The organism is Flectobacillus longus (assembly GCF_030056705.1).
Taxonomy (GTDB): Bacteria; Bacteroidota; Bacteroidia; order Cytophagales; family Spirosomataceae; genus Flectobacillus; species Flectobacillus longus.
The window spans coordinates 69,203-82,725 of sequence record NZ_JASHIC010000001.1 but is presented as its reverse complement, the minus strand read 5'-3'; the positions used below and the strand labels follow the sequence as shown (position 1 = coordinate 82,725).

Sequence of the window (13,523 nt, the reverse complement as noted above, 5' to 3'; positions counted from 1 at the left end):
CTACTATACTCGATATAACTTGGCTGAAGACGCAATCATTGTGTCTCTACTGCTAGAATACAAATTTTTACATAATCACTAAATCGCTAAATGGTTTATTCTTTTTTCTCTCCTTTCAAAAACTCTAAATTCCAGATTTTTTCCGCCTTTTGACCTAAAAACCAAAACGATACAGCAAGAATCAGAAAGAAGACAGCTTTGTGAATTGAATCCCAGAAGTATTCAAAAAATTTGGTGTATAGGTTGATAAACAAAAAAGTAATCCCAAAACTTCGGGAGGTATAATCGTCTTGTTTGAGTCCATACCAAATGGCTACAATTGCCGCGCCAGCAAATAAGACTCCCCAGTGAAATAATTCGATTTGTTTGACATGATACCAAGAATCCATATCGCCATAGTTGCCAAAAATAGAAAGTATCCAAAGTGAGATAAAAAGGTACAAAAGCCCTAGCACATAAGTAGGATGTTGGAAATCATCCAGTTTTGATTTTTTCGGGATAAAAAAACTAGCAATGGTCAACATTAGTCCAAACAATACAAATCGCATTGGATAGTTCATACCAATAAAATAAGCTCCCCAGCCTGAAGCATAGCCTGTTTCAGTGCCAAACCATGTTCCGAACGATAATACGGCAAAAATCCAGACCAATGTCGAAGGAAACCAGAATCCCAAACCTGCATAAATGAAGGTAGAAAGTAAAAATAGCATAGAAAAGTGCCCACTGCCATTGTCGATGACTTTTCCAAAATAGCCAACAGCTACTGCCGTTGCCAATACACCTCCCAAAAAGATGGTTTCGTTGCTAAATAGATTTTGTGGATGATTTTTGCGACGATTCAGTCCCCAAGCATACAGCCCCGCTGCGATACCAATAAAACCAATACATATAGCTGTATTAGAGGAAGTAAAAAGTTCGGTGATGAGTTCGATAAGACGATTGTCTTTGAGTGCAGTAGCTACCGAAATAATGATACAAATCATGGCAATCCAAAACGCATAGATGGCCAGTTTCATCCAATCAAAAGGTCGAATTTGTATTTCGGATTTAAGTTTTTCGGCGGTATCGTTGTTGATGGTTCCTCGCTTTTGCCACTCTTCAATTGTTTCTAAGAGAAACTCACCTTGTTTTCTGTTATAATTCATGCAAGAAAGGATTTTATGAACGAATAGTTGAATCAGTCAATTTCATTCTGGTGCAAATCAAAGCATGAATTTTTCACTCCTTTTGCGTAAATGCAAATTATTTGACAAATAATCTGTGCTGATGAATAGGGTAGCGATGAAACATTGTCATGAAATCAATCTCATGAAGCTTTTAGAATAGGAAGATTTTTCTTGAAATAAGTAGGTGTTGTACCTTCATATTTTTTGAAAATAGTACAAAAATAATTGACATTCTGAAAGCCCACTCGGTAACTAGCATCTGTTACGCTAGTACTTGGGTCGGCCAGTAGCTTTTTGGCCAACTTTACTCTTTCTTGAATGATAAATTCGACAGGACTTAATCCAAACTCACGTTTGAAGCTACGGAAAAAATGCGCTTTTGACATACAAGCCATATCGCTGAGTTTTTCAATGGTGAGATTCTCAGCCAAGTTCTCGCGAATGTATTTTACCACATGTGCAAAACGATTGGTATTGATATATTGCATATAATTGTCAAAAATCAACACACGGGCTTGCGTTTGCATTAGGCGAAGCAATAGTTCTTGTAGGGCGAAATTGGCAAACAGGTCTTTGGATACATTATTTTCTTTGGAAACATATACCAACCGATCAATAGTGCTGGCTAACTCTTGGGTATTCTTGATATGAAAACGATTGAGGTCAATATCCCAAAGTTCGTTTTGCTCAACTTTAGCATATTTTTCATTTAGTAAATCTACCGTCTCTTTAATTTTTTCTTCATCAATCGCCAAAGCAATACATTGAGTAGGGGTATGTAAACTAGCTTCTGGAAAATCGATAATCATTTCTTCATTGGAAGGTACTATAACGGACTCGCCTGGCAGGTAGTCAAAACGCTTGTCTCCAAAAAGATTCATCACCTTTTTGCCACGAAGCATAGCGGTAAATACCAAGTCATTAAATTTTAGACTTACTCTTTCGCTTTGCTGATGGGTTTCGAAGATATTCAACTCACAATGATTCAAGTTGAATGTCGAACGATGCTCTACTAGCGTCTGGAGTTGTCTCAAACTGGTTAATGCTTGGGTTTGTGGCGCAAATTTCTTTTCCATGACCAGAATATCTCTTTAATTATCGGGATTGATAATCTTCAAAATGAGGAGTCCCTCTCTTTTTTGAAGACTAACACACTGTTTATAAAACTCACAAAAACAAGATAAGATTGTATTTGATGGTACAATTTACTACCAAAATACCTTTTTTGTCTGTGAATGGGTCTTTTTTATTTCCTATTTCAGCTTTATTCTATACAATTTAGTAAATAGTAAGTTGTCAAGATTAAATATGATATTTTATTGTAGAAACATGATACAATAGTGAAGATTGAAGTGAGATTAAAATGAGAATTTTGAAACATCAAACAACACAAAATCCTTTTAACTCAATTTAGCAACATGGAAACAACAGTAGAAGTGAGCAGTTTGGTGGCACGTCCACAATTCAAAGAGAGATATGAAAACTTTATTGGTGGAGAATGGGTAGCACCTGTGAAAGGCGAATACTTTCAAAATACTTCTCCAGTAGATGGGAGCACTTTCACTGAGGTAGCACGTTCGAGCAAAGAAGATGTTGAGTTGGCTTTGGATGCAGCTCATAAAGCTTTTGCTACTTGGTCTCGTTCTTCGGCGACATATCGTAGTAATATTTTGTTGAAAATTGCTGACGTAATGGAGGCAAATCTTGAATATTTGGCGGCAGTAGAAACAATCGATAACGGAAAGCCAGTTCGTGAAACAATGGCGGCAGATATTCCTTTGGCGATAGATCACTTCCGTTATTTTGCAGGTGTTTTACGTTCGGACGAAGGCACAATGTCCGAGCTAGATGCCGATACTATCTCCATGCACATTCATGAGCCAATTGGAGTAGTAGCTCAAATTATTCCTTGGAACTTCCCGCTTTTGATGGCCGCATGGAAACTTTGTCCAGCTTTAGCCGCTGGTTGTACCGTAGTAATGAAGCCTGCTGAACAAACGCCAGTTGGTTTGCTTGTCCTGATGGAATTGTTACAAAATGTACTTCCAGCAGGTGTAGTAAACGTTATCAACGGTTTTGGAGTAGAAGCAGGAAAGCCTTTAGCGCAATCGCCTAGAATAGCAAAAGTAGCCTTTACAGGAGAAACTTCAACAGGTCGTTTGATTTTGCAATATGCTTCTGAAAACATTATTCCTGTAACGATGGAATTGGGTGGTAAGTCTGCCAATATTTTCTTCCCAAGTATCATGGATGCTGACGACGAGTTTTTTGACAAATGTTTGGAAGGTGCAGCTATGTTTGCCTTGAATCAAGGCGAAGTTTGTACTTGTCCGTCTCGTATGTTGGTGCATGAAAGCATTTATGAAAAATTTATTGAAAGAGTAGTTGAAAGAGTAGAAAAGATTAAAATGGGGCATCCACTCGACCCAAATACCATGATGGGTGCTCAAGCGTCTAAAGAGCAATTCGACAAGATTTTAAGCTATATCGAAATTGGTCAAGAAGAAGGAGCTGAGTTGTTGACAGGTGGCGCATCTCAATATATCGATGGTTTGCCTGAAGGTTATTACATCAAACCAACGCTCTTCAAAGGACATAACAAGATGCGTATTTTCCAAGAAGAAATCTTCGGACCTGTTGCTTCTGTGGCTACGTTCAAAACGGTTGAAGAAGCTATCGCTATTGCCAATGATAGTTTGTATGGTTTGGGCGCTGGTGTTTGGACACGTGATGCTCATGAGCTGTTGACTGTACCAAGAGAACTTCAAGCAGGTCGTGTTTGGGTAAACTGCTACCATGCTTATCCTGCCCATGCTTCGTTTGGAGGGTATAAAAAGTCAGGTTTTGGTCGCGAAACACATAAAATGTCATTAAACCAATATCGTCAAACTAAAAATATCTTGTTGTCAAACAACAAAAATAAACTAGGATTTTTTTAGTCATTGAGTGATTGTGTGAATGAGTGGTTGAGTGATTTTGAACAATATTAAATAAGTCACTTAACCACTAATCACTCGTTTCTAGGATACAAAGAGTCAAGTTATGGATGTGAAACGCACAAAATTAAATAAATCACTCAACCACAAATCACTCAATCACTCATTCAATATGAATCAAATTAAGATAACAGCTTTGGCAAAAGATGTGGTTCGGCAATTGCAGAATCGACATGGGCGACTGATGTTTCATATCAGTGGCGGTTGTTGTGATGGTACTCAGCCTCAGTGCTACGAATTAGGAGAGTTTAGGCTAGGAGAGGTAGATATTAAATTAGGGGATGTGTGTGAATGTGCTATTTATACTACCAATGATCAGTTGGTTTTTTGGAAAGACTCTGAACTGACACTAGACGTTTCGCCAGGTAAGGGAGGAGGTTTTTCGCTAGAGGCGCCTCTAGGAGTAAGATTTATAATGAAATCTAGTAAATGTGTATTGAATAGTTGATGGGTTTGTATTTTTTGAGCTAATACTGATTTACTATTTCTCCAGCTATTTAGTGTGAGGAATTATCAAATTTAAGAGGTAGTTATCAGGTATGTGCTAGGTCATAAAAGTCATGACAAATCTAAAAATATCGCTATATTTGTAGTACAAAAATACGAAATAGTTATGACTGTAAATCCTCAAAATAAACCCTCAAAGAAAAGTCCTTACAAGGGACTTTTGGAAGAGCATGAACTTCATACACCAGAGGAGAGAAAAAAGAATACCGAAAGGCTCAAAAAAATACATCAACAGAATTTGCAGAAGCTTCAAAAACAGTAAATGGCTTACCTATTAGATACAAACATCCCCATTCGATTTACTGATCATTTCGCAATCTTTGGTAGAAAAATGCTTGTACTCAGTACCGATGAGTATTTTCCGATTTATGATGGTCTTCGGGTAATTGATTAGACGGAAAATTTCGTTGTTTAGGGCTTTGCGCAAGAGCCATATCTTGACTTACGCAAAACCCGTTTACTATAATGTTTAAGGAGGTATTTATCTCAAATACAAGTATCGTTATTTTACTCCCACGAAATCACCGCTTTCACTAATGAAGGTTCAGTGTACAATTTCGGTAATTGTTCTGCTACTTCTTCAAAGGTAATACGGTGTGAAATCCAGCTATCTACTGATAATTCGCCAGTTTCCATGGCAGCAATAATTTCTCTAAAATTGTTCGGTTTGCTATTGCGACTACCCATGATAGTTAATTCTCTTTTATGAAAACTTGGATCATTGAACTGATAGTCACCTTGATATAATCCTACAAAAACTAATCTTCCGCCTGCTGCCAAATAATTGAAGGACTGGTGCATAGAAGCAGGACTACCTGTGGCATCCAAAACTACTGTTGGCATTTTTCCTCCAAATACTTCCAAAATTTGTTCTACTGTTTGGTCATTTGCAACGATACTAGCATCGGCTTTTTTATGTTCTAAACAAAAATCTAAACGTTGAGTGTTTCTATCCACAACCGCCACTTTTGCGCCACGAAGTTTGACAAACTCAAGTACTGATAAACCAATTGGGCCTGCACCAACTACCAATACTAGGTCGTTTGATTGCACATTGGCTCTTTCTACTGCATGAGCACCAATTCCAAGAGTTTCTACCAATGCCAACTGCTCATAGTTCAATTTATCAGAAACATGAAGTTTGTGAGCAGGTACTTTGATATATTCACGCATACCACCATCGGTATGTACGCCCATTACTTGCAAATTTTCACAACAGTTCCCCAAATCACGCTCACAAGCCCAACATTCGCCACAATTCAGATATGGTTCTACGGCACATTTTTGCCCAACTGTTACTTCATTAACTTCTGAGCCAACAGCTATCACTTCGACGCCCAATTCATGACCCAAAATACGAGGATATTGAAAAAAGGGTTGTCTACCCCAAAAAGCATGATAGTCAGTACCACAAATACCAATTTTATGGACTTTTACTAAAACTTCATTAGGGAGGAGAGAAGAAGGTTTTTCTGTATCAGAATACGCAAAAGATTCAGGTTGTAATAAGGTAAGTGTTTTCATTAAAAATTTAACATTGAGAACAGCTTTTTATGCTGAATGATTGAATTATCGATTAGTAAGTGTTTTATCTATAGGGTTCAAGAAAGGATTATATACTCAAAATCGAAGGTAATGAATAAAAAAACGGGTAAAAGATTTCTCCTTTACCCGAATAGATGTGTTAGCTGTAAAAAGTGTTTATTTTGTCAACTCATCAAATGTTAATGATAAAAAGTAGGTTGAACCAACATTCGGATTACCATAGGCGGTAAAGTATGATTTTCCTAGAATATTCGTTGCGCCTAGTTTTAAGATAGATTTTAAGCTTGAAATTTTCTTCGAAATCTGAGCATCAAACGTAGAAATAGCTGGTACAATAGTAGCATTTGAGTCATATCCTGCTACAATGCCCGACTGCCACAAGAAGGCATCTTGATAACGCCATACTACATTGAATCCAATCCCAGATTTGCCAAGTTCACGGTTAGCAATTGAAGCAGAATACTTGAATTTTGGCGTATTGAATGCTGCTGTACCTCCTTGGTCAATGATATTTTGGTCAAACTCTTTCAATGAATTATAAGAGATATTACCACCAATTAAAAAACCTTTTGGTAAACGATAATCAACGCCCGCGGCAAAACCTTCGGTTACTGCTTTTCCTTGCGAAGAGGCTGGCATCGAGTAAATTTGACGAGTAGCTTCGCTGAGCAAACCAAGTGGCGTTCCAGTAGTTGATTGCATCAAGGTTTCTTGATAAGCAAAATTCTTAAATTGGTTGTAATAATAACTAGCATCGATATACAAAGCATTGGCAATCAAACCACGATACCCAATTTCGTACGATTGTACAATTTCTGGCTTGTAAGGTTTAAACTCGTAAGGTTTTAATATACCCGATGCTAAAGCAGCTTGTGTACCTTGTTGAGTCGCTAGTTTGGTTGTTAAATCAGCAATAGATGCTGCCGAAGGTGCAACGCCATATTTGTTGGCAAATGCTTGTGGATTGGCCTGAGCTTCTGCTTGCAATCCTGTCGCAATATTTGGAGCTAGGGCTGTAGCTCTTTCCTGAATTTGAGTGCCAAATGCTTTCACCGTTGCCACAGTATAAGCTGGGTTTGTTGTAGAATTCAAGCCGTATTTAGTCGCATAGTTACCCAACCCGCCGATAACAATCGCTTGTGGTGCTTTAATGTCGACATACTGTGACTGAATTGTTGGTATTCTAAAGCCTGTTTGATAAGACACTCTGAAAGAATGCTCTTTCCAAGGAGATACTACTGCTGCGACACGCGGAGAAAACTGTCCTTCGAAGTTCTGGTTTTTGTCATAACGACTTGATGCTACAATTTTTAACTTCTCGTTAAATAACGATTTTGTGGCTTGCAAATATGTACCCCATTCGTTTACCTGAATTCCTTTACCATCCCTATCAGGATAAAATGTACCTCCTGAGTTTAGGTCATACATGCGGTAGTTACTCCCTACAATTACTTCTGCAAACTTAATTTCATTTTTGAAATTGTACATACCCTCCAACTGATACATATTTGTTCTGTCGTAAAGGTGTGCACCGCCATAAGGATAGGAAGCATTGTCTGTTGCGGCAATATTTACATTTTTAATATCGGCAGTTAAAGCATTGAAAACCGCAGAGCCAGCTACTGGACGACCAGCATCGGCAATGCCACGAGCAACGTTGTGTGCATTAATTCCTACACTTCCTGATTGTAAGGCTTTTAGATAAGCACCAACGTACGTAGGATACCAAGTAGTACTTCCGCCACCCCAACTTTCGTTGAGTAACTGTGCCAATACACCCGTTGCAAAAGTATTTCCTGAACGTTCTTGAGTGGTATATCCACGCAAGTAAAAGTTTGAACCTTTCAACTCTAATTTTGCTTGAAGACCATCAAAGTTATTAAGTGAGTATCGATCAGAACCCATATATACCGAAGTTCCACTACCATACATGAATTGTCCAATGGCTTCAATATTTTCACTCAAACGATAATGCAGTGCTACACTGGTACGAATATTTTTAGCTTCAGGTTTTACCAAATCCAATTCATTATATCCTGTACGACTCACTAAAGTACCGTACGGAATCAATGATGCCGAAGATGCAGGAATTAAGTTTGCAGCTACCATTTTGTCAGCAATAGCACGCAAATCTTGAGAGACTTCATCACCATAAACATTGACACCATTGTAGTTAGGGTCTGTCAAACGATTAGTTTTGCCAGTCAAGCCATCATTCATATTCAAAGTATTACTTACTGCCCAATCTCTTGGTACACCGATATACCAGAAGTTGACTTTCATCGCAAACTTATCATTGAACGACTGTGCCCAGCGCATACTAAAATCATAGAATGAGCTGTTGGGCTGACTACGATTGCTTTCGTGCATAATACCCGTTTTGAGGTTGGCACTTAGACCTTTATACAAAAAAGGACTTTTGGTATTCATCAACAAAATACCATTGAGGGCATTTGGACCGTAAAGCGCAGAGGCTGCTCCAGGCAAAAATTCGGCACTTGCTAAGTCAATATCGGAGGTAACTACAATTGTACCTACCGAGAAATTGGTACCAGGCGCTTGATTGTCCATACCATCCACCAGCTGTACGAGGCGGTTGTTGCCATTGGCATTAAATCCACGAGCGTTGATAGAGGTAAAAGACATGGATTGCGTCGTATAATCAATTCCTTTGAGGTATTTCAAACTCTCTAAGAAGTTGAACGCAGGATTGGCTTGAATCGAACGAATGTCAATTTTTTCAATAGTTACGGGCGATTTCATCACACTTTCTTCTACACGGGCAGCCGATACCACGACTTCTTCTCCTTGGGTAACTTGCTCTGTCATGGCGATATCTAACTTCGCCTGAGGGTCGGTTATGACAACTTCTTGGGTTTTATAACCCACAAAAGAGATAGCGAGTTTGAAAGGTAGAGGCACTTGGGTGTAAAGTGTAAATGTTCCGTCAAGGTTGGTAGTAGTACCCGTCACTTTTCCTCTAATCATAATGTTAACGCCTGCCATTACTTCATTAGTGGATGCATTGGTTACTTTACCTGTGATTTTGGTTTGAGCAAAAGACGCAAAAGCGCATAGCATTAACCCCAAAGCAAGGATGCTTGTAGTAAAGATGTTTTTCATTGTTTGTTTGTATAATTGGATGAATAGAGTAGTACCCCCTCGAACAGAAAAGTAAGGATGTAAGTTGGTTCAAGAATGTACTAAAAGAAGATTAGAGACTTCCGTAGCGGTTTGTGGAACTGTCCAAATCTTGGCGTCGTAAGATAAATTATTAAGAAAAGTAATGATAGGAAATATCGGAAGTGCAAAAATATGTATCTACATAAGTTAACCCAAGACTTATTACACTCATGTAGGAATATCCACTTTGATGAGGATTATTAGAGGTGAATTTTTTATAGGGTAAAACAAAGAAACTGCGTTTGAATGTACTCAAACGCAGTTTTTTGACTATTTATTAAGATTTTTAGAGTTTATATAAAAATTCTCATCAACACTTATATTGCTCAAGTTGCTATCTTCTACAGATTGCCATTGCATAGTTGGCTTTACTTTTAGATAAGTATTATCCGCTTTCTTAAATCTGGCTGGCATATCAAAACCATCAATACAAGTGGTCCAACGATACTCTAACTTGTTTCCTGACACTTTATATTCTAAAGTTGGAATTTGTACTGTTCTAAGATATTGGTCAAAAACTTTACTCAAATTTACCTCACTTTGTTGAGATATATAGTTTTCGATTTCTTCCGTTGTAACTGTTTTATGATAGAATACTTGATTCATTCCACGAAGGATATTTCTCCATTTTTCATCATTATCAATAATATAACGAATCGTGTGAAGCATATTACCACCTTTGTAATACATATCTCCCGAACCTTCATGATTGACATTATAAACCCCGATAATCGGACGGTCATTACTGATGAGTTTGCGAGTTCCTAGTACGTATGCGTGTCCAGCTTCTTTTCCATAATGATACTCTGTAAACAAATTTTCAGAATAATTGGTAAAGCTTTCATGAATCCACATATCTGCGATATCCTTATAGGTAATATTGTTGGCAAACCACTCATGTCCTGATTCGTGAACAATGATAAAATCCCATTTGGCCCCCCAACCAGTCCCTGACAAGTCGCGACCACGATAACCATTCTGATAGCCGTTTCCATACGTTACTGAACTCTGGTGTTCCATTCCCAAATAAGGTACTTCCACTAATTTGTAGCTATCTTCATAAAACGGATATGGTCCAAACCAGTATTCAAAAGCCTTCAACATATCTTTCGCTTGATTGAAATGCGTCATGGCTTTCTGATAATTTTCTGGAAGAACAAAATAATTGAGATCTAGCTGTCCTTTTTCTCCAAAATACTTATCCGTAATTCTATAGTAGTTTGCAATGTTAAGATTAACACCATAGTTGTTGATTGGATTTACAACAGCCCAAACAAAGGTTGTGGTATTATCACTATTTTCCTTTACACTTCTCAAACGACCGTTTGAAACGTCCATTAGTCCTTTCGGAACTGTTACCGCAATACTCATACTATCGGGCTCATCGTACATGTGGTCTTTGCAAGGCCACCAAACAGAAGCACCAAGACCCTGACACGAAGTAGCAATGAACCATTTACCATCTTTGTCCTTGCTCCAAGATATACCACCATCCCAAGGTGCACGCTTCGCTACTCTTGGTTTTCCTTGGTAATACACCGTTAGACTTTCGGTTTTGCCTACCTTCTGTGGTTTTTGAAGCGTTACAAAAAAGGCGTTTCCATCTCTCTTAAACTTAAGATTTACACCATCTTGAACTATTTTACTAATGATTAGAGGTTGTTGTAAATCTACTTGCAAAACTTGTGATGGCTGTAATACTTGATAAGTAATAGTATTAGAACCGCTAAAAGTACTGTCTTTGGGCTGTACACTCACGTGCAAAGCATAATGTTTTAAGTCCCACCAAATACGCTCTTTGGTAATTGAGCCACGAAGAGTGTCATCGTGAGTAAAAGTGGGTTTGTTGACGAGTAGCTGTGCATTTACACCAAAACTGGCCATAAATAACAAGCAAAAAAGGAGTTTTTTCATGTAAAAATAATGAGCGAAATCAAAAATCTTGACCGCAGGCGAGGGGTAAGATTTTTAAAACAAAAAGGTTTAATGAAAACAAAAGTACAAGCTTGATTTGGCTTAACGAAACAAATTACCGAATTGGTGTCGATTTTACGTTATACAGCTCTATGTTTTTGAGAAGTATTTCAAATACGGCTAAAATAAGAATATTGGCGGTTAATTTTGAGATAGCAAAGCCCTAAAAACAAAAATCCCTCGACTATTTGGTCGAAGGATTCTTGTGTAGGTTTAGAGAAAGTTATTTTTTGAGCGTGATAATAATTACCCCATTTCGCCCTTTTTCACCATAAAGGTCCGTGGCATTTTTATCCTTTAAAACATTGATTGATTCGATTGTATTAGGGTCGATTCCACTTATACTTCCAGATTCATAAGGAATTTCTTTTCCGTTTACAATGCAGAGTGGAGCTGTCATTGGTGAAAGGGCTCTCTTTCTAATCGTTGAAGCTGAATCATTCACAACAGTGTAAACATTTTCGTCATTTTTTTTGAAAACCATTCCGCTTGCAGAAGTGAACTTTATGGTATCCACCTTCGAATTAGCTACTCCAGTAAGTTTAATAGTTACTAGGTTTCCTTTTGCTTTAGTTTTTACAGAATCATCTTTGTAAGGTGCCCCAACAACTACAACCTCAGATAATTGAATCAAAGGCATATTGTCCTTGTTTGGGTTATCTCTTTTGGGAGATTGTGCATGTTCTTGCAAATAATCATCGATAGCACTTGTCGTTTTTTCGATAATCTTCTCAGAACCTTGCGTCGTTTGAGTTACAGTAAAGGCGGTTAGACTGGTGAGTAGGATAGGCGCTAATAAAAAGTACCTTCTCAAATCTTTGCTGCTAGAGGATTTTTTGTTCATCATTGAAATACGGTGTTTTAGTTCTTGTACATTAAATGAATTTGAAAGAGGTATAGAATTTTGTCCCATGGCGACATAGAGCAATTGCATTTGGTATTGCTTTTTATCTTGCCCAGAGCCTACGACCAGACTGTCTGTTTGATACTCAATGTTTTCTTTGACGCCACGTTTGAGAAGCCATACAGCAGGATTAAACCAGAAAACCACCGATAGGATTTCAAATAATAGTACATCTAGTGTATGTTTTTTCTCCACATGAATTGCCTCATGCGTTAAAATTGCAGGAAGGTCTTTAATCTCATGTTTTTGGAGATTACAAAAAATGTCATTCCAAAACGAAAATGCGCCTTCTATTTGATCGCTGTGCCAAAAACGAATGTTTTCCCAATCATATACCGATGCTGTTTTCTTGATTTTTTGTATCTGTAAAACGGATAATACTACCTTTAATAAAAGACCCAGTACAACAAGTCCATAAAAAATCTGTAACCAAGAATAATCAAATTGTTTTTCCTGCATGACAGGTAAATACAATACCAAATTATTGGCTGGCACCGTGATTTGTGGCACAATCGAACGATTATGTAACAGAATCGGGGCTATCAATGAGTACAGGGTTGTTAACAAAAAATACCACCGATTGTAGGTATAAAAAGTTAAAGGACGGAGTAAAAAGCGATAACCCAAATAGAATAAGGCTAATGATAGTTGCATTTGTACTACCATGATAAGCGTTTGATTCATAAGCTTTTCCTGTTTTGAATAGCTGTTAAATTTTCATAATTATCAGGTGTATGTTTGCCTTACAATACAAACATACGAATAAATCGAATATCTACGAAATTTTCGTAGATATTTTTTGAAAATAATTTTAAAGGGCGAAAAGAGGAAAAAAAAGCATGTTGAGAAATTGAAAACTTATGATTTACCGTTTTGAATCATATTTAAAATTTCTTGTAAATCATCGGGGGTTATTTTTTCTTCTTGAGCAAAAAAACTTACTAATTCTTTATACGAATTTTTGAAATAACCAGATACCACATTGCCTACGTGCTCACGCTTGTAGCTTTCTTGTGGAATCGCAGGTTCGTAGCGGAAAGCGTTGGCGTATTTTACAGCCTTGACAAATCCTTTTTTCTCCAAGTTTTTTACCGTGGAAGCCAGTGTAGTATAGGGAGGTTTTTCGCCAGTGAGGCCTTCTAATATATCTTTGACAAAACCGCCTTTTTTACTCCAAATCACTAGCATAGCTTCCTCTTCGGAAGGTGTTAATTTTTCCATTATGTTAAAGTTTGATTATTACAAAGG

Annotated in this window: 9 protein-coding genes; 2 read left to right on the top strand and 7 right to left on the bottom strand. The window is 37.6% G+C overall.

Features of this window, described 5'->3' with window-relative positions:
- Positions 1-95 precede the first annotated feature (95 nt).
- Together QM491_RS00395 and QM491_RS00390 are read right to left on the bottom strand one after the other, a co-directional pair.
- A complete protein-coding gene (locus tag QM491_RS00395; RefSeq protein ID WP_283325279.1) occupies positions 96-1,145 on the bottom strand; it encodes a hypothetical protein in 1,050 nt (349 codons plus the stop codon).
- Positions 1,146-1,306: 161 nt separating this feature from the next.
- Positions 1,307-2,242, bottom strand: coding sequence for an AraC family transcriptional regulator (locus QM491_RS00390; RefSeq protein ID WP_166549377.1), 936 nt, complete (start codon positions 2,240-2,242; stop codon positions 1,307-1,309).
- A 342-nt stretch (positions 2,243-2,584) separates the two neighbouring features.
- Between QM491_RS00390 and QM491_RS00385 the strand changes: the two genes are divergently transcribed.
- Positions 2,585-4,105: an aldehyde dehydrogenase family protein gene (locus tag QM491_RS00385; RefSeq protein ID WP_283325278.1), complete on the top strand. Its 1,521-nt coding sequence runs from the start codon at positions 2,585-2,587 to the stop codon at positions 4,103-4,105.
- Between the two features lie 169 nt (positions 4,106-4,274).
- A complete protein-coding gene (locus QM491_RS00380) occupies positions 4,275-4,610 on the top strand; it encodes a DUF779 domain-containing protein (protein WP_283325277.1) in 336 nt (111 codons plus the stop codon).
- Between the two features lie 566 nt (positions 4,611-5,176).
- Here QM491_RS00380 and QM491_RS00375 read toward each other — a convergent pair.
- The 5 genes from QM491_RS00375 to QM491_RS00355 all read right to left on the bottom strand — a co-directional run bounded on the left by QM491_RS00375 (position 5,177) and on the right by QM491_RS00355 (position 13,496).
- Positions 5,177-6,193, bottom strand: a complete 1,017-nt coding sequence (locus tag QM491_RS00375; protein WP_283325276.1) for a zinc-binding alcohol dehydrogenase family protein — start codon at positions 6,191-6,193, stop codon at positions 5,177-5,179.
- Positions 6,194-6,370: 177 nt separating this feature from the next.
- Positions 6,371-9,337, bottom strand: coding sequence for a TonB-dependent receptor domain-containing protein (locus QM491_RS00370; RefSeq protein WP_283325275.1), 2,967 nt, complete (start codon positions 9,335-9,337; stop codon positions 6,371-6,373).
- 330 nt (positions 9,338-9,667) lie between these two features.
- The gene (locus QM491_RS00365; RefSeq protein ID WP_374761240.1) at positions 9,668-11,311 is read right to left on the bottom strand and encodes a M1 family metallopeptidase; all 1,644 of its coding nucleotides are present in this window, start codon (positions 11,309-11,311) and stop codon (positions 9,668-9,670) included.
- Positions 11,312-11,594: 283 nt separating this feature from the next.
- On the bottom strand, positions 11,595-12,959 hold the full coding sequence (locus QM491_RS00360) for a M56 family metallopeptidase (RefSeq protein ID WP_283325274.1): 1,365 nt from the start codon (positions 12,957-12,959) through the stop codon (positions 11,595-11,597).
- Between the two features lie 174 nt (positions 12,960-13,133).
- Positions 13,134-13,496 (bottom strand): BlaI/MecI/CopY family transcriptional regulator, encoded by a 363-nt coding sequence (locus QM491_RS00355; protein WP_283325273.1) that lies wholly within the window; start codon positions 13,494-13,496, stop codon positions 13,134-13,136.
- Positions 13,497-13,523: the final 27 nt, after the last annotated feature.

What these genes read in the sequence shown, in the direction of transcription:
- QM491_RS00395 (WP_283325279.1), bottom strand. Translation starts at nt 1,145, where the DNA reads ATGAATTATAACAGAAAACAAGGTGAGTTTCTCTTAGAAACAATTGAA.
- QM491_RS00390 (WP_166549377.1), bottom strand. Translation starts at nt 2,242, where the DNA reads ATGGAAAAGAAATTTGCGCCACAAACCCAAGCATTAACCAGTTTGAGA.
- QM491_RS00385 (WP_283325278.1), top strand. Translation starts at nt 2,585, where the DNA reads ATGGAAACAACAGTAGAAGTGAGCAGTTTGGTGGCACGTCCACAATTC.
- QM491_RS00380 (WP_283325277.1), top strand. Translation starts at nt 4,275, where the DNA reads ATGAATCAAATTAAGATAACAGCTTTGGCAAAAGATGTGGTTCGGCAA.
- QM491_RS00375 (WP_283325276.1), bottom strand. Translation starts at nt 6,193, where the DNA reads ATGAAAACACTTACCTTATTACAACCTGAATCTTTTGCGTATTCTGAT.
- QM491_RS00370 (WP_283325275.1), bottom strand. Translation starts at nt 9,337, where the DNA reads ATGAAAAACATCTTTACTACAAGCATCCTTGCTTTGGGGTTAATGCTA.
- QM491_RS00365 (WP_374761240.1), bottom strand. Translation starts at nt 11,311, where the DNA reads ATGAAAAAACTCCTTTTTTGCTTGTTATTTATGGCCAGTTTTGGTGTA.
- QM491_RS00360 (WP_283325274.1), bottom strand. Translation starts at nt 12,959, where the DNA reads ATGAATCAAACGCTTATCATGGTAGTACAAATGCAACTATCATTAGCC.
- QM491_RS00355 (WP_283325273.1), bottom strand. Translation starts at nt 13,496, where the DNA reads ATGGAAAAATTAACACCTTCCGAAGAGGAAGCTATGCTAGTGATTTGG.